Consider the following 23,181-nt stretch of genomic DNA (forward strand, 5'->3'; position numbering starts at 1 on the left):
TTGGCCCAAATTCCGATGTTGAAAGCAACCTTTGCCCGCGGGGTAACTACGCTATATGTGAACATAAAGTACCCCGAACGATCCTTTCAATACAGGGATTTCATCTATGAATCTCATTTTGGAAGCTATCTCGTTTCTTATGCTGATCAAAACGGACAACTCATTAGCCTGATGCTTGAGCCCAAATTTTTACCGGTGATCGTTACGTATGATCCATTGGATCAACCCATGAAAGACTAGTTTGTTCACTCTATGAATCATTCAGGAGGTATCGATATGGCTAACCATTTGCATTTGGTCGAAAGGGTTCGCAAACTGATGAATGCCGAAGGAACAGAAAATGAACTGGATGAGATGCTAACCGAGTTAGAGCAAGAGATGCCTTACGCGGAGATCAGCAATCTGATTTTCTGGGATGATCGAGACCTGACACCCGAACAGATTGTGGAGGAGGCGCTAGCTGCTCGTCCAATCATTCTTCCGCCCAGCCCTTAGTTCTTATCCTATTAAATAAACATCACAAATCCAGGCCACCCCTCCCCAACTTCCATATTTTCGTTATAATGTAAACAAGACATCAGGAAAACGGGAGGAGAATTATGGAAACGGAAGGTTTACGCAACGTTGAGAAGCTGGCGCTGAAGAAACACAAGATTTACAAACAAAGCTTGATCAGGTACCTTGCACGCTCCATGCTCGCCAGCATGTTTATCGGGTTTGGCGTCATCGTGGCGTTCAAGACGGGTAACTTCTTTTATATGGAGGATTCCCCTTTTACATACCCTATGGCGGCTCTCACGTTCGGCGCAGCAATTATTCTGATCGCCTATGGTGGCGGTGATTTGTTCACAGGAAATACGTTCTATTACACCTATGCCGCCTTACGCAAGAAACTGAAATGGTTCGAAGTGGTGAAGCTGTGGATCGCGAGTTACAGTGGGAATCTGATGGGTGCAGCGGTATTTGCCCTGTTAATCTACCTGACGGGTCTGTTCGATTCATCTCAGGTGAATGGTTTTCTGCTGAGTGTCGTAGAGCACAAGATGGAGGCACCAGCCATGCAGCTCTTCTTCCGGGGCATTCTGTGTAACTGGCTCGTATGTTTGGCGTTCTTTGTGCCAATGTTCATGAAGGAGAATGGTGCGAAAATGTTCGCCATGATGCTCTTTGTCTTCTGTTTCTTCATCTCGGGATATGAGCACAGCGTCGCCAATATGTGTACGTTTGCGATTGCGCTGGTACTGAACCATCCAGGGACGATCTCATTCGGCGGGGTTATTCATAACCTGATTCCGGTCACGCTCGGCAATCTGGTGGGCGGCGTGCTGTTGATGGGCTTCATGTATTATGCGGTGAACAAACCGTTTCTGGACGAAGAGACACACTAATCTTTGGGCAAAAAAAGCCCCCTTACTGGCCCGGTCACCTGACCTTGGCTGGACGGTAAGCCAGACCACAAACACCCGCGCAACCTTTCCATCCTGTGATGAAGGTTGCGCGGGTGTTTGTTTATGGGCAGGTTCCCTATATATCTGCCCTCGGTTCTACCCGCCTTGTACCCGAATGGGGCTACAAGGCTTGGCTCCGTAGCTTAGTTATACTCACGCCACGGAATATATTCAATATCGTTGTCGCCACGCGTGACCACAATCATATTCTCGATTTTGCCTGTATCCTTGTTGGTTCGGTAGATCATCGTACGCGTCTCGCCTTCTTCCGGCACGGAGAACAGGAACTTGTCCGCAACAAAGGAGGAACCGAGCCCTGTCGCATGTTCTGTAAAGGCAGATCCGCTCTTGCTGGTCAACAGCAGGCCGATTCCATAAGCTGTAGCCGTTTGTGCTCCTTTGCCAAAGAGATGCTCCCCTTGACTGGTCGTATGGGTTTGTTCCCAATACTCGTATTTTTTCGTATCCTTGTTGTAATCCACGACGTTACCCTGTTTATCCAAGCTGATGCTGGTCGTTTCACCCTTTTCGCTTTTAACCTGATACGTACCTACAATCGAATCCTCGGTAATTTTCACCGTCTTGCCTGTGTTCGGATCGGTTTGATAGATTTCGTCCTCATATTGAAGCCGAATAACGTTCATGCTGGCCTGAAGCTGCTGCGCCAGTTTCTCGTCACCCATTTCCTCGGCTTTCTTCAACATTTCCTCATAGTTTTTGTAATCCTCGGCGTCCTTCTTATCCCAATCCTCCATATTCTCCGGAGGACCTGACGTTTTGCCCGAGCCATCACCTTTATGTTTACCGAGGGACGTAAGAGTCTGTGCCGCAGCCAAAGCCACCATAAGAGCCTTGTTCACAACATCTTCATCCGTGGTGCGGAAACGCTCGGCAATTTTCTTGAGTTCGGATTGGATGGACAAGACCAGCTCAAGAACAGACTTCATTGTAGCTTGGGCCGTTGCATAATCGTTATAAAAGCGCTCCCGCTCCATTCCGTCCCAATTGCTGCGCATGACACGGATCTGGCTATCCAATGTGGACATAAACCCCGACAATTGCTGATGTGCCTGGGCGAATTGCCCACTGACTGTATCCAGTTGTTCCGGTGTTACCTTAATCTGTGTCATCCTGCACGCTCCTCTTCGTCATATTCCTCCTATTTCGTGGTCCACCGTTCTTTATCTTGCAGCCTGATCTGCCTTGATCTCCAGATGCAGCAGCGGAAACGGATTACCGGAACCATCCAACTCGGAACGACCCATTTGTACAAATCCCATTTTCTCGTAGAATCGGGCTGCTCCAGCATTCTGCTCATTGACATCCACCTTGAGGTGACGACCTTTGATGTTAAGGGTATGGTTGATCAGAAGACGCCCCAGGCCCTGCCCGTGCTGACTGACATCTACAAACAACATCTCAATAAAGTTATCATCCAAACCGATAAAACCAACGGGTTCATTGTCAGCATCCAGCGCTTCCCATACCTCGACTTGCCTTTGCTGCAACACGTCGCTCACTACTTTTTTATAGAACTGGATGTGATGTTCTTCCAAAAACGTATGTGTTGCCCGAACGGCTCTCTCCCAAATCTCTACCAACTTGTTATGATCCTGTTCACGATATGAAGTGATTAACATGTCCAACGTATTCTCCTTTTCCTAGAAAACAATTATGTAAACATTCGATCCTGCGATTGGACTTGGTTAATACATCAAATTTTATATAACTCTACGTATATTTTACCATGCCCAATACTCAATCTGTACCCACCATTACCAATCTTGAGACAGCTTTTTACTGCTATTTAAGGATTCCTTACCAAAAAAACAGAAAATAAAAGGCAGCTAAAGTCACCTTGACCCTGGTGCTCTAGCTGCCTGATATTCGATAAGTTCACTCGGCATCGTCAATCTAATGCCGCTTGGCTGCAGCATCATTCAACATTACTAATCAATGCTGCAATTGTGCAAGGATTTGCGGGTCCTTGATCTTCTTGTCTTCAGCCAATAACATCACTTTGGATAAAATTTCTGCCGTTCTCGGATCTTCATCAAGGAATGGCAGGAATATTCTGCCTCGATGCTGACTGTGCACAGGAACGATATGAAGCGCGCCCGTCGCCTGTTTGAACACATTGCCGCTGCCAAGATGAACGGCATACTCGCCCAGTTCACCATCAATTCGAGCGTAATTTCCATCGAGACGTACGTTATCGACCTTCAACAGACGCAGTGACTCATTCACAATCACATGACGCATCACAATCGTGGTCAAGCTGGCTTCCGGATCTACTCCGCCAACATGCGCAACGCTAACCACCAAATCAATATCACGCATGACTTCCGAGAAGAAGACCGGCGGTACATCCTTCAACGCAACAGGTTTATACGTTTTTCGATCATAGAACTGCACCGTCTCCAGAGTAGGCGCTTCTGTATCTGCGGGCGAGAACCAGTCTGCCATGGCATAGAGATTTGCAATCAGATTATGCTCATAGCTTACCTTTTGTAGCCCTTCCTCATAGCTGACGGTCCATTGACGTCCTTTAAGCAGAGCAACTGCTTTTTTCGGCTGAATCTGATAACCTGCATACCGACGGGATACCGTTCCATTAGCCAGCTCATCCTCATTTGGAAGATAGAGTTCACGGAACACCTGCTTGAATGGCTGACGTTCCTGACGGTTGAACAGATCCCGTTGGAATTCACTCCAGCTTCCACTCTGGAACAGATGCAATGGATGCGCAATCAGTAGGCGATCATGTGCCGCCAAGGTTTGTATCGTGCTTGTCGAATCATCCGAAGCCGGAGTAACCAACCCACCGGACGTTACATCGAATCTTCCAAGCTTGTCATCTGCTTGGAACACAAGCGTGCGAACCAGTGGACGAAGAACCGGATTCTGCAGCAGACTTGAAACTTCCTCACTCGTAAAGGATGTTCCTGCCGTCATGGAACGCTCCAATTCCTGTCTTGCCCGGCGATACTGATCAACCAGATCCGTTTTTAATTCCTTCAATTCGGCGATGTATCCATCTTTCTTGAACCGAGCAGGTACAGATTTGAGTGTTTTCCCTTTGCTTACGATGAGCAGTTCCGGCTGGCCTTCTTCATCAATGACCAATTGGGCTGTAGTAGCCTCATCCAGTTCATGCGGCTCAAAATAGGATTTCATCTCATCCAGCTTGCGAGCTTCCATATCCCACATCAGCCGGGTAACATCGGCATATCCTGCATTACGGGCAAGGTTGCCCAGCGCTATCTGGGATACCAGACCTTCACTGGCACGGCGCTGTGCACCAAACTGTTTGCTCTGCATCAGAAATTTCTGAATGAAGTCGTACCGCTCACGCAGATCCTGTTCCCGTTCTTCTGCAAATGGAATCAGGCTGTAGGTCAACAAATGATCTTTATTGCGCTTATCTTCCACGGACTCACGCATATCTTCAAGTTTCAGCTTCCCAAGTGCCGCATCCGCGAACAACTGTGATCTGCGGTGATTGGCTCCCCCGGAGATATATTTGGCACAATCGTACAACAGGCTGAACCGCTCTTCACCGACGGCCTCGTATGCCTCCTCGAACCAGGCGATATCAAATGCGCCTTCGTTAAAGTCCTGAGGTGAAATTGGAGAATAATGAGCCACAATGGTTTCCTTTTCAGCAGTGAACCGTTCATTAATATGGGCATGGAAGTACCAGGCTGCACTTCGCAGTCCTTCCCATCCGAGATGCTTCGCAACAATCTCCATCCATTGCGGCGCGTACATTGCAGCTTCCAGGAGTTTCTTCTCCTGAATGGGATGCTTCGCCAGCAATTGTCCCAGCAGTACTTCGTCCTCTCCATCACGCGGATGGCAAACCTGGATCAGATGGCTGAACGTTTCTTTACGTGTCGTATTGTCACCGTAGCTGTAGATATATCCACGGACAAAGGTATCCTGATCCATGGCAGCAACGAGATGCACCCAATGCTCCATACCTTCAATGCGTTCAAGCTTCATGGCCAGCGTACTTACTTCTGTTGAAAGCTCTCCTCGGGTCAACTCAATCTCCAAAATTCGTTCAACAACGGTTCTTCGCAGTTCTGCCAATACCGGTTTCTCCGTAATCCAGTCGGACCGACTGGATGTCAATTCCCGAATAAACAGGGCACGAGACTCTCCCACAAGCAGCTGCTTGTAGACTTCCTGTACATCAATGAAGTCCAATTCATAGGCACGCAGGTAATCGTTCAGAGTGAGGAAGGAACCTCGGTTACTTTCCTTATTTAATCGGTCGAATTGGCTTAGCGTCTGGAAGTATCGCATGAAACTGTTATCGTCATATACACGATCCCGGACAATATAGAACCATGGGCCAGACAAAAGAGCGAGCATACCCGATTCCTTTTCCATTTGTTCCTCAGGCATCATTTTCATCAGCGCATAGAGTGTCCGCTCAGCTATTTCAAATGTATCTGACTTATCACTGTCCTCATAAACGGCCTCCATCAGCGTTTTCACCTGATCTGCGTACCGAAGCTCACTGACCATCTTTTTCATGTCCTGGATATATTGAACCGGATAGACCTCTTCGGCAAATTCCTTGCGCCATCCTTCCAGCAGCCAGTGTTTCTCCAACTCACTATATTCGTATATGGTGGAGTAGTAACGGTAATAACTATCCAACTTCTTGTTCAAATCCTCCAAACGGATCGCAAACAAAATTTGCAGCAGTTCTTTACTATCCAGACCACTCTTCTGAACATATTCTCCCCATATGTTATGGAGAGGGAACTGCTCCAATAATTTTATATCTTGCCGCTGATCATAAGGAATGAAGACCATAGCACGCAATGTCGCACCTACAAGCAAGGTTTCTTTGTAGCCCGCATAATATTCTGCCTCATATTCATATTCCCTGTGCTCATGTAGCAACGCATCCAACCCTTCAAGAAACTGCTTCGCTTTTTCCAGGGAAAGGGTAAACATGTCCTTCGGCTTGAAGCCCCCGAGATCACGTTCTTCCTGAAGCAGTGGATTTTCCCATGAAGGATCATACAGGCCGAATCCATTAGCCGCCGTATACCTGCTGCTCTGCTCTGTAAGCTTGTCCAGCAGCTTCTGCTCCTTGGCTGTTGGAGTCTTGATTAACGCTATGATTGGCTGCATCTGCTCCTGCTGCTCCGTGCGTTGTGGATCTGCGGAGATCTCGGTCAACAGTTCCAGCGCACCCAATCGTTGCAGTTCAGTTTTGGATTGTACAAGTCGTTTCAGGGATACCATCAGCTGATCGGTTGGCTGAAGCAATAACACCTGAATGGTCTTCTGACGCAACGATCCCGTTTTCAGTTTGAGCAACGCCTCCATTTGCAGCATCTCTTCGAGCGTAAGCGTCAGCAGCTTGGCTTTGAGCAGAGCATTCTCACGGTTGTTCATGCTCTTATCCGACAGACTGTCAAAAATAAACTGTCTTTGTACTTCATTCTCGGGATGATGGACAAACTGGGACAACAATTCTCCTCGCAAATCCGGGCTTAGCTTGTCTTTGAGCGCAATGACCTCGCCAATCCATTCCGGGTCCATGTCATACGCAGCAAGGTATAGCATTTTTTTCACTATATCATCCGGATCGATCCGATATTGAACAAATTCAAGAACACCGGATGGCCCACCTGCACCTCCCTGCGGAATGTAGGCCAGCATTTGTTTAAACAGATCAAAGTCACGCCGACGCACGGCTTTATCTTCAAAAACAGACAGCGGCCAGACATGAACACTACGTTGATTCTCCCCATTTTCAAAGCTCCAGTTAAACATGTACATGGCATCATAATTCTCAATCACCCAATGCAGCAACTCCAGATCCTGTACTTCAAGATACTGACGTGCCATGTTTAAGCGCAGTCCTCTGTTCTGACTGTTAGCAAGTACGTATTGTACAACAATCTGCTGATATACTTGCCCGTGATCCATGATCTGGATGACTTTTCGCTCCAACTCATTCTCTTCGATGACTGCCGTTGCCCAGAGACTGATAAATAATTGGTTTGCATTGGCACTTTCCTGCCATTCCTCTCGCACCGCAGGATCAGTTAATGCTTGATGTGCTTGTGTAATTAGTTGCGCAGCAACACGCTGATTCGCCGCTTCAATTCCGATCCCTGTCCATACGGCGAGCGCTCTCACTACCGAACTGAACCGAATCAGGTTGTTGTCGATGATTATTTTTAATATGTATATATACGCCTCAAGCGTTCCTTCATCCATCCGTTCCACAATGCTCTGGCGCAAACCCTCCTGCAGTCTGGCTGCTACCAGCAATTCTCCAACCATCTGGTAAGCATCCACCTGATCGCTCATGAAGATACCTTTGATCATTTCAGTGGTCAGCAATGCATTCTGATTGTCGCCATAAATAATATCATGCAGCGCCTGCTTCATATCCCCGGTTTCATGATCCAGTTCATAGGCAATGCAATCCGGTATAACGGCTCTAACCTCATGAAGATAATCAAACTTGTACTCCCGAATGGATACATATTCGTTCAGAGAGAAGCCATGCATCTCCATACGGAACAAGGCAATCATTTTACGAAGAACCTGTCCAATATGCTGTTCGGGATCGGTCGTACGAAATGGTCTGCGCTCATAATTTTTACTATATGGAAAATTGGCGGCACGTTCTACAATGTAACGGAACCGAGCCAAGAAGGATTCACTGACCAGTTGCTCCAAAACATCCAATAATGGACGGAACAATGGAGTTTTCGTCTCAGCATACATACGTTGCAATTGCTGCCCTGCATCCAAATAGGCCTTTTCGTCTTCGCGCAAATAGGTAAATCCAGCCATCTCTGCAACATAGCCCGCGAGTTCCTGCTCCACACCCTTCAGCGATTTTACTTTTTCCTGCAACTCTTGTTGATACTGTTGAACTTTATCTTCCTGATTCATTCCATTCTCCTCCTCGTCACTCTCTACCACAGACGCCCGGCAAGCATTGTAAAGCGAATAAATACCACGTTATCGTCTTCCTTTAAAATCAACGGCTCATCCAGTGCCTGCAACTCTTCCTCATTGAGAAACACTTTAAATAACCCATCTTCATATGCGGTTACAGCTGTATCCATGGCGCCTTCTACATCGGGAACCCCTTCGTTATATATCGTGCCAAAGCCTACTTTTCCTGCTGCTCCCTGCTCTTGAATGTCCTCGGGCATCAGGTAGGCAAGCCATTCTGCTTCATTCTTCTTGTCCTGAAGAGCCTTGAGCTGTTGAGCCACCATGTTCTTAATAAGCTGTCTCAACGTATCGGTTGTTTCCGGAAGTTCGGCAGCCTGTTTGGCAAGTGCCGGCTTGCGTTTACCCAGACTTTTCACCGTAATCCATACATTCACTGCTTACCCTCCTATGTATAGCTTTATGTTATAAGAAGCCTCTATCAGCCCTTATATCTATACCACCATGGAAAACGGACCAAACTTAAACTTCGGCCTATTTCGTTATCCATTCAATTATGCGTACATATGTGCCCCTATTGAACATTTTAACGAATATCCCGACCATATTCATGGGCCATTTCTCATGTTTACATGCAACCAGCGAACTAATGGCCTATATTGCACTTTCGCAGTCGGAACAGTCTTCCCACAGCAAATAAAAAGAGAACAGTGCGCCTTTGGGCAGTCACTGCTCTCTGTAAGCTTACGATGAATATTTCTGCAAAATAATGACCGCATTATGGCCACCGAAGCCAAATGAGTTGGACATGCCAATCTTCAGGTCAGCTTCTCTTGCAACGTTGGGTACATAATCGAGATCACATTCCGGATCGCTCTGCTCTTGATTGATTGTCGGGGGAATGATACCGCTACGCAAGCTTTGAATGAGCGATATGGCTTCCGCCCCACCAGCCGCACCCAGCATATGTCCGGTCATCGATTTGTTTGCTGTTACCGGAATATGATAGGCTTCCGCACCAAACAGCTGCTTAATTGCTCGTGTCTCGGAAAGATCACCCGCTTCCGTACTGGTAGCATGAGCATTAATGACATCAATTTCATGTGGCTGAAGCTGTGCATCCGCCAGAGCGGCTTTCATGGCCAAGTATGCACCACGTCCTTCCGGATGGGTTGCTACCATATGATACGCGTCTGAACTGGCACCATAACCTACGATCTCTGCAAGGATGTTTGCACCTCTCGCAAGGGCGTGGGACAAAGACTCCACAACCAAGACCCCGGCACCCTCAGCCATAACAAAACCATCTCTGCCTGCATCAAATGGTCGACTCGCTCCTTCGTACGCTTCGTTTCGTGTAGATAGTGCCGTCGCATTGCCGAAGCTTGCCAGTGATACTTCGGTGACAGCTGCCTCCGTCCCTCCAGCAAAAATTACATCTGCTCCACCGTGACGGATCAGCCGGAAAGCCTCACCTATCGCGGTGTTGCCGATCGAACAAGCTGTCACTGGCGAGAGAGTGGGTCCCCAACAGCCAAATCTCATGCTCACCATAGCCGCCGCCATATTGGATATCATCATGGGTACCAGTGTTGGACTGACTCTTGCAGGCCCGCGTTCAGACAGGAGTTTACCTTGTTCCATCAGGGTCTGGATTCCGCCGATGCCGGAACCGATATACACGCCAACGCGCTCCCTGTCCACATGCTCCATATCGAGACCGGAGTCAGATAAAGCCTGATCTGCTGCCGCAACAGCAAATTGCACGAACCGGTCCATACGCCGTGCTTCCTTCCGTCCAAACCGTTCTTCTCCGTCAAAATCACGGACCACCCCTGCTATCTTCGTTTTATAGGACATTGTATCAAACGCTTCAATTGGCGAAACTCCTGATTGGCCTTCCACCAATCCATTCCAAAATGTATGCACATCATTCCCCAAAGGAGAGATAATCCCCATTCCTGTAATAACAACACGCTCCATAATGCATCCTCCTTTAGTGCTCTTTCCATACTTGTTTAGTTAAGTTATGCACTTATATTGCCATTCGTATTATCCTATTACAAGTTGTCAATTATAATAGTATAATGACTACCATGATAAACTCAGGAACGAAGGTGATGGAATGAACCATGATGTCAGGCTGCAGGCACTGTCCGCTTTTCTAAAAAACCAGCGCTCCAAAATCTCGCCAGAATCTGTCGGATTACCCGCGGGCTCCCGGAGAAGAACGCCTGGATTAAGAAGAGAAGAAGTATCCCAATTGGCAGGTGTGAGCACAACGTGGTACACCTGGCTTGAACAGGGCCGAGATATTCAGGTATCTCATTCCGTATTGGATAACATCGCCTCAGCTCTCAGGCTGACAGCAGATGAACGGAAGTATTTGTTTTCCCTTGGCTTGGATTACCATTCGGAACTTCATATCCTGGATGAGAAGCCACTCCAAATTCATCCCTCTTTGCAGAAAATATTGCAGGAACTTCGCAATTGTCCCACAATCATCTCAGACCGACGCTGTCACATTGTGGGCTGGAATGACGCAGCACGGCATGTGTTTATGGACTTTGAACAGATTCCGGCTGAACAGCGGAACATGATCAGTTTGTTGTTTGAACGAAAGGAATTTCGGAGGCTGGCCGTCAATTGGGAGGATTTTGTCAGCGGATTCCTAGCTATTTTCCGTGCTTATTATGGTCAATATGTCGATGATGAATGGTACAACTTGTTTTTGGATGACATGATGGACAGATATCCCGATTTTCAACCCCTTTGGAAACAAAGCAGTGTTAGCAGCGCCCCGGATGTGTTGATTGAATTCAGACATTCCAGAGCTGGCAAAATGCTTTTTGATCTTACCTCACTCCAGGTTCAGGGAAATGCCGATTTGCGGTGCAGCATCTACACACCTGCAACAGACACGGCTACAGAGCGGAAACTGATTCGCCTCATGGAACCAAAGGTAGAACACGACTCTGACAAAAGCTGATGTTGCTTTTTCTTCTTTACTCCGTAATACAAGTTAACAAAAAAAGACCCAGGCGATGAGGCCTGGGTCTTCATGTTTGTCTTGAACCTATCTGTACAATCATTTCAGTTGCAGATTAACGGATGTTATTTAAAAGCCGGGATCGCAATATCTGCATACTTCTCTTCAAAGAAGGCTTTCACTTCAGGACCCGCCATACGCTTCGCCAGCTTCTGAATGGCTTCCGAATCCTTGTTATCTTCCCGGGCAACCAAGGTAATGGCAAAATGGGAATCATCCTTCTCAGTGAACAGCGCATCCTTCTTCGGTGTAAGTCCAAGCGGACTCGCATAGGCTGGCGTCATGGCAACCAGATCCGCATCATCCAACATACGGGCCAACATCAACAGATCCACTTCTTTGAACTTGAAGTTCTTCGTGTTTTCCGTGATGTCTGCTTGCGTTGCATTAAAACCGACGCCTTCTTTCAGCTTGATCAGGCCGTTCTGTTCCATCATCACCAGTGAACGCCCAATGTTGGACGGATCGTTGGCAATCGCTACTGTGGCACCTTCAGGCAATTCTTCAATGGACTTAACCTTTTTGGAATATGCTCCATAGATGGCGTTGTAGATCGGCTGAACAGCCACAAGGTTAGCGTTATTTGCTTCATTATACTGATTCATGTAAGGGACGTGCTGGAAGAAGTTTGCGTCTACTTCCTTGTTCGCAAGCGCAGTATTCGGTTGAACGTTATCGGAAAGTACTACAACTTCCAGATTAACGCCATCTTCTTTCAGCAAGGGTTTTACAATATCCAGCACATCCGTCATTGGCGGAATCAAAGTAGCTACTTTCAGCGTCACTTCTTGTCCGGCTTGAGCGCCTTCCTTATTACCTTCCGCCGCAGGTGTTTCTTCTTTTTTGCCGCATCCGGCTGCTACCAGCGTCACTGCCAGCAGCATGAGCATTAGTTTTGCTTTCATCTGATATAAACCCCTTCATCATGTAATCTGTATTGTTCATGCTGTAATTCAATCTTTCTGCACTGCTTGTCCTTCTTCAGGATCTGCGATCGAGCCAGCGGGACAGCCTGCTGCCAGTAAATTGGATCATCTGTACCAGGATAATCATAATGATAATTGTAAATACCATGATCTCCGTCTCGAATCGCTGATAACCGTAACGAATCGCAAAATCACCAACGCCGCCACCACCGACAATACCCATGACCGTAGAGTAAGAGATAAAACTGATGGTTGCCGTTGTTAAGCCGAGTACAAGACTTGAGCGAGCCTCCACATACAGGAATTTCACCACAAGCTGTATGGTCGATGCACCCATGGAAGAAGCAGCTTCAACCACACCCTTCGGGACATCAAGCAAGGCCTGTTCTACCAGTCTGGCGTAATACGCAATGGCGATGACCGAGAGCGGCACGGTTGCTGCGAGCGTCCCGATGGATGTTCCAACGATCAGACGTGTGAACGGAATCATAAATACGACTAGCAGCAGAAACGGGAAGGAACGAATGATGTTGACGAGACTTCCCAGAATCGTGAACAGAGGTCGATTCTGATAACGTTGCCCTTTTCTGAACAAATACAGCAGTGTGCCCAGAGGCAGCCCGATTAACACGGCTGCCGTGATAGAGATCCCCACCATGACAAACGTCTCTCCGATGGCCTGCCAAATTTCATGCTGATACTTCACAACGGACTCAGGTATCATCATTATGGTCCTCCTGATCGCCATGATTAGAGGTATTTCGTCCGCTCATGGATACATCTTCGCCCATCAACAAGGATGTTAAAAGATCAGGCTTCGGTGCCGGTATGCTTCTTACTTCCGCTTCCGACAGCGTTTTGATGATCCGTCCCTCTTTCATCACCGATATCCGGTCGCAGAGCTTTCGGGCAACCTCCATCTCATGTGTAACGAGTACAATAGTTACCCCCAGCGTTTCATTGACATGACGCAGCACATCCAGAATTCCACTCGTGGTCTGCGGATCAAGGGAAGATGTTGGTTCATCACAGAGCAGCACATCCGGGCGGCTGGCAAGTGCTCTGGCGATGGCAACACGTTGCTTTTGCCCTCCGCTTAACTGCGCAGGATACTGGTTGGCCTTATCTTCAAGTCCGACAAATCTCAATACCTCAAGTCCTCGTGCAACCCGCTCGGTCCGAGAGACACCCGCAAGTTCCAGAGGCATGCAGACATTGCCACTTACGGTCCGATTGCTGACCAGATTGAAGTGCTGAAAAATCATGCCAATGGACCTCCGTGCCTGACGCAGACCACTCTCACTCATCCGGGTCAGATGCTGCCCATTCACAATGACTTCGCCGTCATCCGGCTTTTCCAATCCATTGAGCATGCGCAGAAGTGTGGATTTCCCTGCACCACTAGAACCGATAATGCCGTGGATCTCTCCCTGGCCTACTTCCAGGGAAACCGAGCTTAATGCTTCGAATCCCTGATCTTCACGGGACCCACGCTCGTTGTAACGCTTGCTTACCCCGTATAATGAAATCATGGGAGATTCCTCCTGCGATTGATCGTACATGGTCCTTCAAGAACACATGAAGAAAGCCCGCACAGCCGATAACCGGAGCGCGAGCAATCCTGTTTATTCATAATAAATCATCATTCGACATGAAACAAGCTTTAACGTGAGATATCTGTGTGCAAATCATTAGCATCATATATACTAAACCGTCCGTTGGATGACCCAACATAGACTTCATTTCCAAGCCGGTTCATGGTTCCATTCTTCGCATCCCGATCACGATGTTCTGGGCTTCCCATCACAACGTCATGCACACGGCCGATCAAGGTACCGTCATTTTTATCCATGATCAGGAGATCCTCACCCATTGGCAGCAAAAGCTGATCTTCAATCACCACGTAACTCCCCTGATTGGTAGGGTATTGAAAGGCAGCAATCGTGTTTTGTGCAGTCCAGCGGGTCTCCCCTGTTTCATAGGCAAGGGCTGCCGGATAACCGTTCTTGATTACATATAATTGATCGCCCTCCACAAGTGCGCGTTCGATCTTGTTATTCTGCGTCCACCATTTTTTTTCGGTCTTGGGATCATACAAGGTGGTTATGTAATCCTCGTATTCACCATACATTTCCCCGTTGTTGTTCTCTCGAATGAGCACCATGCCGTCATTCAGCACCTCAATTTGCTGTCCAACCCGGGCCGGAAAATGTGCAAGCTTCTGTCCGTTGTTCAGATCAACCAGCACCCACTGGTCATCCAGCAGCATCCAGCGTTCTGGCTGTGCGGGCACAAACGGATCGATACGAGCAATTCCGTCAAAATAAGGATTCCGTTCGGGATGCTCTATCGTTGACTTCCCTGCTGCAATGCTCCACACGGTGCGGCCTGATCGCGGATCAGCTGCAATCAGTTTATCCTTTTCCCAATACATGACATAAGGATCTTCCGCGCTCTTATTCAATAATTCATAACCGGTCGTCAGTTTTCGCTTCCATAATGTTTTTCCGTTTGCACTGTCCAGCACCGTTAACCAGCTATTGCTTGAGCCTTCAACAACCGCGCTGTCCACAATGACGACATTCTTCGCTGCCGTGATCCCATTCAATCTGAAATTTTGCTTGGGGATATACTCCCACTCGACCTTTCCGTTCTTCAAGCCCAGATGGCGTATACGATCCACGTATTTTTTCTTGTCAGGGTCATAATCGGTGTAGATTGTAACGTATTGGCGTCCCGCATCCACCTCTGCCTGCTGTCTTCCAAACCCACCATTGATCGCCCATAATTTCTGGCCGGAATGTCGGTCAAGAGCATATATGGAACCTTCGTAGTACCCCCCGCTAAATCCACCGTCATCCCCTTTCATCAGGAGCACATCCTCCGTTGCTGCTTGTAGAAAGGTGTAATTAATATCCCCCTGATTGGTCCATACCGATTTCCAGGGTAAGGTGGCAGGCAGCATTGTGCCATAGATTTTAGTCGTGAACTGATATTCATCTGAACCACCAAATTCCCAATTAGACACTACACCGTTTCGATCGTCCTGGGGTATATTCCAGCGTGTTCGAACCAGCTTGCCGTTCTTGTTAAATGTCACGAGAAAATGAGCATCTGCTCGCTCGTACCGCCAGGTCTTCCCTATGCTCATGGCATAACCCGTATCGTTTAAATTGCCGGAATGCTCTTGCCAATCCGGTTCGCCAAGCCACTGCGCCACCTGTTTTGAGGTCGTTTTTGAATTCAGCACAATATCTATCAAATGACGTATAGTGGACGTGGGCATCGCCAATTGTCTACTGAACCAGCCATCCGCTACCTTGGTATGCTGTGCTACATCCTTTGCCTTAACCCAAAGCAATGCTGGACGATAAGTGGACGATTCCTTGTTCCAGACGCGCGGGGCAATGGACACGCCATACCAGTCCTTCGTCGCTGCAACAATGAACGCCTGCTCTTTCAGGAATGCCCCTGAAGACCATGTTGCCTGACTTCCGGGAAACAGGTACAGCTTGCTGCCCGATTGAAGCTTGAACGTTTGTGGAATGGATTTCGTCAGGCTTCGGCTTTCTTTGGAGGTATACCAGCCAGGTATCCAGAATTCAGTGTAATCGCTACCTTTTAGTTTGACCCATTCCCCGCGAACAGCGTCGATTTGCAAGCTCCCTTGAGCGGAGCTATACCCGTCTATGTCCATCCGATCAGGGGAAACACTGCTCTCGACCACTTGGCTGTAAATAGGTACTCCCTTTGCAACTGTGACCTTATCCCCCTTTTTATAATTAAGCTTCACCGATAGCACTTGCGTTACTGAACCCGAACCTTGCCCCTCCAGCCCCCTGGCATGGTTGTACAACAGCAGTCCCCCCGTAACCAGCACAACTAAGACACCAGCAACGATATTCCACGGGTAGCCCGTCCATTGCCTTTTACGCCCCGTCTTCACGTCAGTCCACTCCAATCATTTGAAGTTATTTCCATTTAAGACGTTTTGAACTAGGAAAAGTTACTGTTACTCCCAAATATATTTACAAGGTACGAAATAATTACAGGTCTCACCTTACATCCACTAGGGTTGAATTATAAGGGAATGTGGTTCCCAATATATAAGCAGCCGTTAACATGATGATAAAATACCCCATAAACCATACATCCGCTCGGGAATACCCGATCTGAATGTAATAGGTCCGGCTCCCGCCTTCCTTGAATCCTTTTGCTTCCATCGCCACCGCCATACGTTGCGCACGGCGAATACTCTGGGCAAGTAGTGGAATTGCATATCGTTTCAGTATGCCGTATACATTCCAGCGGGAACCATGCTGCCTCGTTCCCCGAATGCGGATGGCATAACGCAGCGTCTGGAATTCATCCAGCAAAATCGGAATCATACGCATAGCCGCCAGAAAGCTATAAGCATACTTGGGTGGGAGCCTCCACTGCTGCATGAGGGAATAAAAGAGACGGACAGGCTTGGTCGTCAGGCCGAACAACAATCCAGCTGCCGCCATACTTAGGGAACGAAATCCCAGATGCAACCCGCGATAGAAGCTCTCTTCGGTAATATGAATCAATCCCCACTGAAACCAGGTGGTCTCGCCTTTACCAAACATGATCATACCTGTTGAAGTTGATATAAATACCAAAATGAACGGAGACGCATACAGCAATAATCTGGGCCATGGGTGACCCGTCCAACCAAGCAGTAAAAGCATGACAACTGCCACATTAGCCATTACATTCAGATTGTGAACAAGGATGACGAAGATAAACAGCAATGTCAGGAAAATCATTTTCAACCCCGGATTCACCGCGTGAAGCCAAGTCTCACGATGAGGAAACGAGAGCTGCATCCGTTAACCTCCCCTCATGCACCGTCCAGATCCGGGTGCAATAACGCTTCACGATTTCACGGTCATGTGTAACCATCACAATGGCGGTCCCTTCACGCCGCAGCCGTTCCAGCTGTGATAACATGGCAAAAGTATTCCGCGCATCCTGTCCAAAGGTAGGTTCATCCAGTAACAAAATACGCTGTTCCCGTACCAGAGCTGATGCTACACTCAGTCGTCGTTTCTGTCCCATCGACAATTGGTATGGATGCCTACCGGACAGCTCACTCAGTCCGAATTGCTCCAGCATATTATCGGTTTTGATACCTCTTTCTGCGGCAGTTAACTTGCCGCTCAGCAAGGAGAATCCCACTTCATCCCGGACTGTATTGGTCACGAATTGAAATTCAGGATTCTGGAATACAAAGGCAATGTGATCTGCAAGCTGCTCGGTTTTTCCGGCCGATTGTCCTTCCACAACATAATGACCTGTCGTTTTTAGAATATTCATCATGGATAGCAATAATGAACTTTTACCTGCCCCGTTAGCCCCGACAATCCCCACCCAATCTCCGTGCAATACCTTGGCCTGCTCCACCTGAATGAATGGCGTTTTCCCGCGCCATCCGGTGAATTGCTGCATTTCCAGTGCTGGTTGGGGCTGCGCAGAAGCTCGCTCCTCCTTGTTATCCATACTTTCAGTTTCTGTTGCCCCATAACGAATAAACTCTCCTGTGACCAACGTCTGTGCTTTCGTCTGCCCTCGCTCTTCCCAAACTCCTGGATACCAGATTCCGTATTCCCTGAGCATATTCCGCTCATCTGTAAATACCTGATTCGCCGGGCCATCTGCCACAATCTTTCCTTCAGGCGACAATACGATGATTCGGTCTACCCACTCGACAATTTCATTAATTTTATGTTCTACGATAATGAGTGTTTTGTCCTGTGCAATCTGTTTCACCGTTTCCCATACTTGAGAGGTTCCTTCATCATCCAGCAGTGCCGTTGGTTCATCCAAAAAGAGTACGTCTGGCTCCATAGCCAGAATCGAAGCCATCGCAAGACGCTGCTTCATGCCCTGTGACATGGATTGAATGAGTGTTCGGTTATGTTCAAAGCATAACCCCACCTGTTCCAGATATCGATGGATAAGAGCAGGCATCTGCTCGCGTGGAATATTCCGGTTTTCCAGTACAAATGCAATCTCTTCATCCGTATATGACATACAGAACTGGGTATCCGGATCTTGAAAAACAATACCGGGCTGCTCAGGCACCTGAATGTCATCACATTTCATCGGAATCTCCACAGATCGCGGAATCAGACCACTCAGAATTTGCAACAAGGTTGATTTGCCAGAGCCGCTTGGTCCAAGCAACAACACTTTCTCCCCTTGACGCACAGAGAGAGACAAGCCTTGGAACACCAAGGCCTTCTCTCCCGGGAACTTACATCTTAGATTCGTAACACCTACCGCTTGCACATTCTCCACTTCATTCATCTAGTCCAGCGCCTCATAATCCTGCTTCGACACCGGTCTAAGGGATCGTGTTACACCTGTAAGCTCCAGCGCTTTGGCGAGATAATAGGTGAATACACCCGCAATCAGAATACTTCCAATGAAGCGGAATCCGATAAACAGCGTGTAGTTCCAAGCCGTGAGGGAATCAATGTACCCATACTGATAATCGAGTACAAGCGAAGCCGCTGCTGCACCAATAGCCGCAAGGCAGGTAACGAACAGATTGCTTTTCCGATACAGAAATGCGGCAAAGAAAATCTCCGCTCCCAGCCCTTGCAGCAGCCCGTATACCAGTGTGGACATGCCCCACTCACTTCCGAGAAAAGCACTCACCGTTGATGCCGCAACTTCGGCCAGAATGGCTACCCCCGGCTTACGAATGATTACAAAGGCAAAGGTGCCCGCCATGAACCACATGCCGTAAATCATCTGCTCCGCATGAACGCCAAATGGCTTCATCAGATCATATGTAGGTCCCCATATTTTATAGATCACCCCGAAGACCACCGCAATCACAATCGTTACCAAAATATCGGTTAACTTCAATCTGTTGCTGCCTACTGCTGTTGACATGTTCTCTACTTCCTTTCTCTGTTTCCCTTGATTTATTAAAATAAACAATAAAACAAACAAAAAAAGCCTCCCAGGTTCACAGGCAGGCCATACGCACAGTTTACAATTCTCACGATGCAACGCATTAGGCAGATATAGAGAAAGAAGAAAACAAACGACACCATCCCCGTCACATCAGAGAAATCCCGTTGCAACCAAGAAACGCTGACATTTATGTTCTATCCCTTATCGCTTACCATTGCTCATCGCAAATTCATATTCTCTACGCTGGCATTACCCAGATCAGATATACGGTCAGCAGCACAAGGCCGCTCTCTCAGCCCAACTTCATTGAGCACCCGGTTCACTTATTTCATTGCTTCTACTGTACAACACATGGGTATTTGTGACAATCCCGATAAGAAAAAATCAGTTTAAACTAGAAGAAAGAGTGATTAACTATATGTTTCATTTATGCGCCATATACCTCTGCTTCAAGAAATAACGTCTCTGTAATTCGTTACATCTAAGAAAGGTGCAAATGAGAGCGAATAACGGGTGCCAGGTTCATTAGACCAAGATAACGCGAACAAGGGATGTCCCCGTCATATTCATGACTTATAGGACATCCCCTTTAATTGTTATGCTTCATATCCTTTAGAGGAAAATTATTGAGAACCGGTATGCTCTGTTTTAATATTGTGTATTCCCGGATTGACTTGTTTTGCCCGATGCAAAGCCTTTAAACAAGGTCGGTACTTTGGAGTAACGCGTATTTGTAATTTTCCCTTGCGATGTACTGCTGTCCGTACGCATAATAGAATCTTTGACATTGGAAATGTCTGAGTTGTCGAGCGTCATGTTCACTGCGAAGGTTGTTCCGCCATTCTGACGTACCAGCTTGCCAATATCGTCTGCACGGAAATTTTTAATGTTAATCGTTCCGGCTGCATTCATTTGAAATACTTTATCATAGGCCTTGTAAGCTGCACCACCAGTGATGTTAACCGTTCCGGCTGATTTCAGAGTCAGAGCGTCCTCACCGACATCCTCCCAAATCACATTTGATATCGTGCAGTTACCATAACAATGAACACCGTCAGCTGCAGGTGAACCGATAATCACATTTTTGAGCGTGGCGCCTGCCTCCAACCGAAATACCGGCTTCTGATCTTCCGCTTGAGATCCATCTCCCAGGGTAGAAGGGTTGGCTACATACGTTTGGCCTTTGCCATCAAAAGTTTCTCCCTTGGCTACAATAATCGTTGAGTTTACAACAGTAGGTGCCGCAAAAGCTGGAATTGCACCGAATAATGAAGCGACCAGACCCGCAGACAGCAGCAACGTCAACATTTTTTTCATAATTTAAATCCTCCCTTATTCTGATGAATTGGCGTACAAGCATAAGCTTGTCCTCAAGGAACCGATCAGAGGTGCACCTCCGGCTCGGAACCTACCCTGATCCTACCAAAAAAGGGATGTTACGATAATAATCATTAGCTTAGATATAGAAACGACAGCAGTATGCCTGTGTTCTCGGCATTTTTTGCATCGTACTCCATTGTGTAATGTGCCGATCTCAACTTCGGGTATGCTTCTTTTACAACTTGTAATCTATGGCGATATGCTCCTTTATCGTTCTAGAAAAAACGAAAGACCACCTCATCTGTTTCCAGACAACGTGATCTCTATTATTTTGAATCTCATTTTATTTATTAAATTTCGCTTTAAGCGCCGAACCGCTGACGATATCCGCACTTCCGACATAATTCCTCCACTGCTTCCCGTTTGGAGAAACCATAGAACAGATTGTTGGCTCGTTCACCATCCACAATCTCCGAGAACGATTTTTCATGAACGTTGCCCAAGTTAATGACACCCTCACCATCGAGACAGCATGGTACCACAGTTCCATCGACTAGCACAGCCGCCTGACTGCGAAGCGCATGACAGAAACCTTTACCATCATCTTCGGGTGCATCCAGACTCGGCCACTGGAATTCATGATCCTGATTCAGATACACATTCGGAGCAATTTTGACACCGCTCCCCGGCACCACTTTCTCCTCAATACGGAAATCTAGCTTGAACTCCCGTTCAAGAACCTCCAGCGTCTCCCTGTTTCGGTTCATCTGAGCATTCGTGAAGTTATCCTGTGTCAGATTCCAGAGTCGAAATGAAATAATGACATTATGCTTCACTGCTTCCCGGACAAATGACAACACATTGCCCAGATAGCCCTCACGGTCTGTGGAACCCTCGTGACCATCAAAGCTGTGCAGGGAGAAATTCATCTGACGCAGTGCCGGTTTGCCGAGCAGTTTGTGCTGGGTCTTGGGCAGCAGCGTACCGTTCGTCGTAATGTTGACCTTGAATCCCTTCTCATGCGCTGAATCCAGTAACAGATCAATTTTGGGATGAAGCAGCGGCTCACCTTTGACATGTAAATAAATATGTTTGGTATGGGGTTTGATCTGATCCAATATATTGTTGAAGACTTCAGGGTCAATGAAATTTTTGGCACGTTTGGTCTGTGGACAGAAGCTGCATGCCAGATTACATATACTTGTGATCTCAATATATACTTTCTTGAACGTTTTCAACTCGGGGTCCCCATTCTGCTTAGAGGGAGAACAGTCCCACCCTCATTTGTGATCCGGCCCATGTGTGCCACCACTATTATATCGGGTTCAAGGGACAAGGTAAATCGACTAGGATGTTAATTCCCTTTTTCTCATCGAATTTGTTAACTACGTTCACCTATAGATTCTTTCAATCGAAGTATAGGATGTATTGATTGTCCAGGTCATTGTAGTTGCCAAGACCCGATGCTAGAATCTAAACAATTTAAAACCAAGTTAAAACGTAAGAATAATAAGTTATAAGGGGAGTGTATTCATGATTACTGTTAAGGCACCCGCAGTATATGTACACGAGGCTAACATTCTTGAGCAAAGTGGTTCGCGGATTGCACAGCTTGGGCAGCATGTTCTCATCATCGCCGGTGAGTCTGCATTAAAAGCCGTACAGCCTTACCTTCTTCCTTCATTGGAGGAGCATAAGATCAAGTTCCATGTGCAATTGTTTCACGGTGAGGTTACAACAGGCCAGATTGATACTTTTACGCAGCAAGCTTTCGATCTGGATGTTGATCTGATTATCGGCGTCGGTGGTGGTAAAGTACTCGATCTGTCCAAAGCGGTGGCCGAGCAAGCCCAATTGCCCATTGTAACGGTCCCAACGATTGCCGCAACCTGCGCTGCCTGGTCCGCCTTAACCGTGCTCTATGATGAACAGGGGAAATCTGCAGGATATCGTCCCCTGCGTCGTTCGCCTGATCTCGTTCTGGCTGATCCTCATATTCTGGCGAGTGCACCAAGGCGATATTTGGCCGCAGGGATCGGTGACACACTCGTAAAATGGCATGAGTTCGCCGTTAATCTAAGTGGCAACGCCACCAGCCTCACTCTCCGAAACAGTGTCAGCACCGCCAAGCTTGCACTCGATATTCTTGAAGCGCACGCCATCGATGTCTATGAATCCACCGATACAACCGGTAGTACACCTCAATTCCGTGATGTTGCCGATGCCATTATTGTGCTCGCAGGCCTTGTAGGCAGCATTAGCGATGGATCACTTCATGCCGCGATTGCTCATGGGCTACATGATAGCCTCACCAAATTACCCGAAACACACGCTTCACTACATGGAGAAAAGGTAGCCTTTGGACTCTTCACCCAGTGGATTCTTGAAGGCAAAGCAGGGGATGAGCTTCATGAGCTGATCACTCTGTTAAATAAGCTGAATCTGCCTATCACTCTTGCCGAGCTTGGCATACAACAACAGCCTAAGGAAGCTGCTGCGCGCATTGCAGCAGGACTACAGCTGCGGGAAGGCAGTGCGGCGC

The 23,181-nt window shown here is 47.5% G+C and carries 18 protein-coding genes; 4 read left to right on the forward strand and 14 right to left on the reverse strand.

The window, feature by feature from the left end; all coding sequences use genetic code 11:
• Window positions 1–276: 276 nt before the first annotated feature.
• Window positions 277–495 carry a hypothetical protein gene (locus A6049_RS18265; RefSeq protein WP_162842447.1) on the forward strand — a complete coding sequence of 73 codons (219 nt, stop codon included), beginning with the start codon at window positions 277–279 and terminating at the stop codon, window positions 493–495.
• Window positions 496–599: 104 nt separating this feature from the next.
• Window positions 600–1,388, forward strand: a complete 789-nt coding sequence (locus tag A6049_RS18270) for a formate/nitrite transporter family protein (RefSeq protein WP_053784134.1) — start codon at window positions 600–602, stop codon at window positions 1,386–1,388.
• A 203-nt stretch (window positions 1,389–1,591) separates the two neighbouring features.
• Here the strand turns inward: A6049_RS18270 and A6049_RS18275 are convergent, their stop codons facing one another.
• The 5 genes from A6049_RS18275 to fabF all read right to left on the reverse strand — a co-directional run bounded on the left by A6049_RS18275 (window position 1,592) and on the right by fabF (window position 10,376).
• Window positions 1,592–2,578, reverse strand: coding sequence for a WXG100 family type VII secretion target (locus A6049_RS18275; protein WP_063566041.1), 987 nt, complete (start codon window positions 2,576–2,578; stop codon window positions 1,592–1,594).
• A gap of 51 nt (window positions 2,579–2,629) precedes the next feature.
• Complete coding sequence (locus A6049_RS18280) at window positions 2,630–3,088, reverse strand: acetyltransferase (RefSeq protein ID WP_063566042.1); 459 nt, start codon at window positions 3,086–3,088, stop codon at window positions 2,630–2,632.
• Between the two features lie 313 nt (window positions 3,089–3,401).
• Window positions 3,402–8,387 carry a DUF4132 domain-containing protein gene (locus tag A6049_RS18285; RefSeq protein ID WP_063566043.1) on the reverse strand — a complete coding sequence of 1,662 codons (4,986 nt, stop codon included), beginning with the start codon at window positions 8,385–8,387 and terminating at the stop codon, window positions 3,402–3,404.
• Window positions 8,388–8,410: 23 nt separating this feature from the next.
• On the reverse strand, window positions 8,411–8,830 hold the full coding sequence (locus tag A6049_RS18290; protein WP_063566044.1) for a hypothetical protein: 420 nt from the start codon (window positions 8,828–8,830) through the stop codon (window positions 8,411–8,413).
• A gap of 307 nt (window positions 8,831–9,137) precedes the next feature.
• Window positions 9,138–10,376 carry a beta-ketoacyl-ACP synthase II gene (fabF, locus tag A6049_RS18295; protein ID WP_063566045.1) on the reverse strand — a complete coding sequence of 413 codons (1,239 nt, stop codon included), beginning with the start codon at window positions 10,374–10,376 and terminating at the stop codon, window positions 9,138–9,140.
• Window positions 10,377–10,518: 142 nt separating this feature from the next.
• Here fabF and A6049_RS18300 point away from each other — a divergent pair, with 142 nt between their 5' ends.
• Window positions 10,519–11,382: a helix-turn-helix transcriptional regulator gene (locus tag A6049_RS18300; protein WP_063566046.1), complete on the forward strand. Its 864-nt coding sequence runs from the start codon at window positions 10,519–10,521 to the stop codon at window positions 11,380–11,382.
• A 125-nt stretch (window positions 11,383–11,507) separates the two neighbouring features.
• On the opposite strand, the gene A6049_RS18305 is transcribed toward A6049_RS18300, so the two are convergent.
• From A6049_RS18305 to A6049_RS18345, 9 genes are all read right to left on the reverse strand, one after another.
• A complete protein-coding gene (locus A6049_RS18305) occupies window positions 11,508–12,347 on the reverse strand; it encodes a MetQ/NlpA family ABC transporter substrate-binding protein (protein ID WP_063566047.1) in 840 nt (279 codons plus the stop codon).
• 76 nt (window positions 12,348–12,423) lie between these two features.
• Window positions 12,424–13,095 carry a methionine ABC transporter permease gene (locus A6049_RS18310; protein WP_079694970.1) on the reverse strand — a complete coding sequence of 224 codons (672 nt, stop codon included), beginning with the start codon at window positions 13,093–13,095 and terminating at the stop codon, window positions 12,424–12,426.
• Window positions 13,082–13,900, reverse strand: coding sequence for a methionine ABC transporter ATP-binding protein (locus A6049_RS18315; protein ID WP_063566048.1), 819 nt, complete (start codon window positions 13,898–13,900; stop codon window positions 13,082–13,084). The genes A6049_RS18310 and A6049_RS18315 overlap by 14 nt, the downstream gene beginning before the upstream one ends.
• Before the next feature lie 131 nt (window positions 13,901–14,031).
• Window positions 14,032–16,314, reverse strand: coding sequence for an outer membrane protein assembly factor BamB family protein (locus A6049_RS18320; protein ID WP_063566049.1), 2,283 nt, complete (start codon window positions 16,312–16,314; stop codon window positions 14,032–14,034).
• A 109-nt stretch (window positions 16,315–16,423) separates the two neighbouring features.
• Window positions 16,424–17,218, reverse strand: coding sequence for an energy-coupling factor transporter transmembrane component T family protein (locus tag A6049_RS18325; protein ID WP_063566050.1), 795 nt, complete (start codon window positions 17,216–17,218; stop codon window positions 16,424–16,426).
• Entirely contained in the window at window positions 17,193–18,701 is a 1,509-nt protein-coding gene (locus A6049_RS18330; RefSeq protein WP_063566051.1) for an ABC transporter ATP-binding protein, read from the reverse strand. Before A6049_RS18330 ends, A6049_RS18325 begins: the two co-directional genes overlap by 26 nt.
• Window positions 18,702–19,295 (reverse strand): ECF transporter S component, encoded by a 594-nt coding sequence (locus A6049_RS18335; protein ID WP_063566052.1) that lies wholly within the window; start codon window positions 19,293–19,295, stop codon window positions 18,702–18,704. It lies immediately after the preceding gene.
• Window positions 19,296–19,967: 672 nt separating this feature from the next.
• Window positions 19,968–20,636 carry a pectate lyase gene (locus A6049_RS18340; RefSeq protein ID WP_063566053.1) on the reverse strand — a complete coding sequence of 223 codons (669 nt, stop codon included), beginning with the start codon at window positions 20,634–20,636 and terminating at the stop codon, window positions 19,968–19,970.
• Window positions 20,637–21,001: 365 nt separating this feature from the next.
• Window positions 21,002–21,877 (reverse strand): radical SAM/SPASM domain-containing protein, encoded by an 876-nt coding sequence (locus tag A6049_RS18345; protein WP_063566054.1) that lies wholly within the window; start codon window positions 21,875–21,877, stop codon window positions 21,002–21,004.
• 295 nt (window positions 21,878–22,172) lie between these two features.
• Here A6049_RS18345 and A6049_RS18350 point away from each other — a divergent pair.
• On the forward strand, window positions 22,173–23,181 hold a 1,009-nt coding region (locus A6049_RS18350; protein ID WP_063566055.1), incomplete at its 3' end, for an iron-containing alcohol dehydrogenase family protein.

The organism is Paenibacillus sp. O199, from assembly GCF_001636635.1.
Taxonomy (GTDB): Bacteria; Bacillota; Bacilli; order Paenibacillales; family Paenibacillaceae; genus Paenibacillus; species Paenibacillus marchantiae.

What these genes read in the sequence shown, in the direction of transcription:
- A6049_RS18265 (WP_162842447.1), top strand. Translation starts at nt 277, where the DNA reads ATGGCTAACCATTTGCATTTGGTCGAAAGGGTTCGCAAACTGATGAAT.
- A6049_RS18270 (WP_053784134.1), top strand. Translation starts at nt 600, where the DNA reads ATGGAAACGGAAGGTTTACGCAACGTTGAGAAGCTGGCGCTGAAGAAA.
- A6049_RS18275 (WP_063566041.1), bottom strand. Translation starts at nt 2,578, where the DNA reads ATGACACAGATTAAGGTAACACCGGAACAACTGGATACAGTCAGTGGG.
- A6049_RS18280 (WP_063566042.1), bottom strand. Translation starts at nt 3,088, where the DNA reads ATGTTAATCACTTCATATCGTGAACAGGATCATAACAAGTTGGTAGAG.
- A6049_RS18285 (WP_063566043.1), bottom strand. Translation starts at nt 8,387, where the DNA reads ATGAATCAGGAAGATAAAGTTCAACAGTATCAACAAGAGTTGCAGGAA.
- fabF (WP_063566045.1), bottom strand. Translation starts at nt 10,376, where the DNA reads ATGGAGCGTGTTGTTATTACAGGAATGGGGATTATCTCTCCTTTGGGG.
- A6049_RS18300 (WP_063566046.1), top strand. Translation starts at nt 10,519, where the DNA reads ATGAACCATGATGTCAGGCTGCAGGCACTGTCCGCTTTTCTAAAAAAC.
- A6049_RS18305 (WP_063566047.1), bottom strand. Translation starts at nt 12,347, where the DNA reads ATGAAAGCAAAACTAATGCTCATGCTGCTGGCAGTGACGCTGGTAGCA.
- A6049_RS18310 (WP_079694970.1), bottom strand. Translation starts at nt 13,095, where the DNA reads ATGATGATACCTGAGTCCGTTGTGAAGTATCAGCATGAAATTTGGCAG.
- A6049_RS18315 (WP_063566048.1), bottom strand. Translation starts at nt 13,900, where the DNA reads ATGATTTCATTATACGGGGTAAGCAAGCGTTACAACGAGCGTGGGTCC.
- A6049_RS18325 (WP_063566050.1), bottom strand. Translation starts at nt 17,218, where the DNA reads ATGCAGCTCTCGTTTCCTCATCGTGAGACTTGGCTTCACGCGGTGAAT.
- A6049_RS18330 (WP_063566051.1), bottom strand. Translation starts at nt 18,701, where the DNA reads ATGAATGAAGTGGAGAATGTGCAAGCGGTAGGTGTTACGAATCTAAGA.
- A6049_RS18335 (WP_063566052.1), bottom strand. Translation starts at nt 19,295, where the DNA reads ATGTCAACAGCAGTAGGCAGCAACAGATTGAAGTTAACCGATATTTTG.
- A6049_RS18340 (WP_063566053.1), bottom strand. Translation starts at nt 20,636, where the DNA reads ATGAAAAAAATGTTGACGTTGCTGCTGTCTGCGGGTCTGGTCGCTTCA.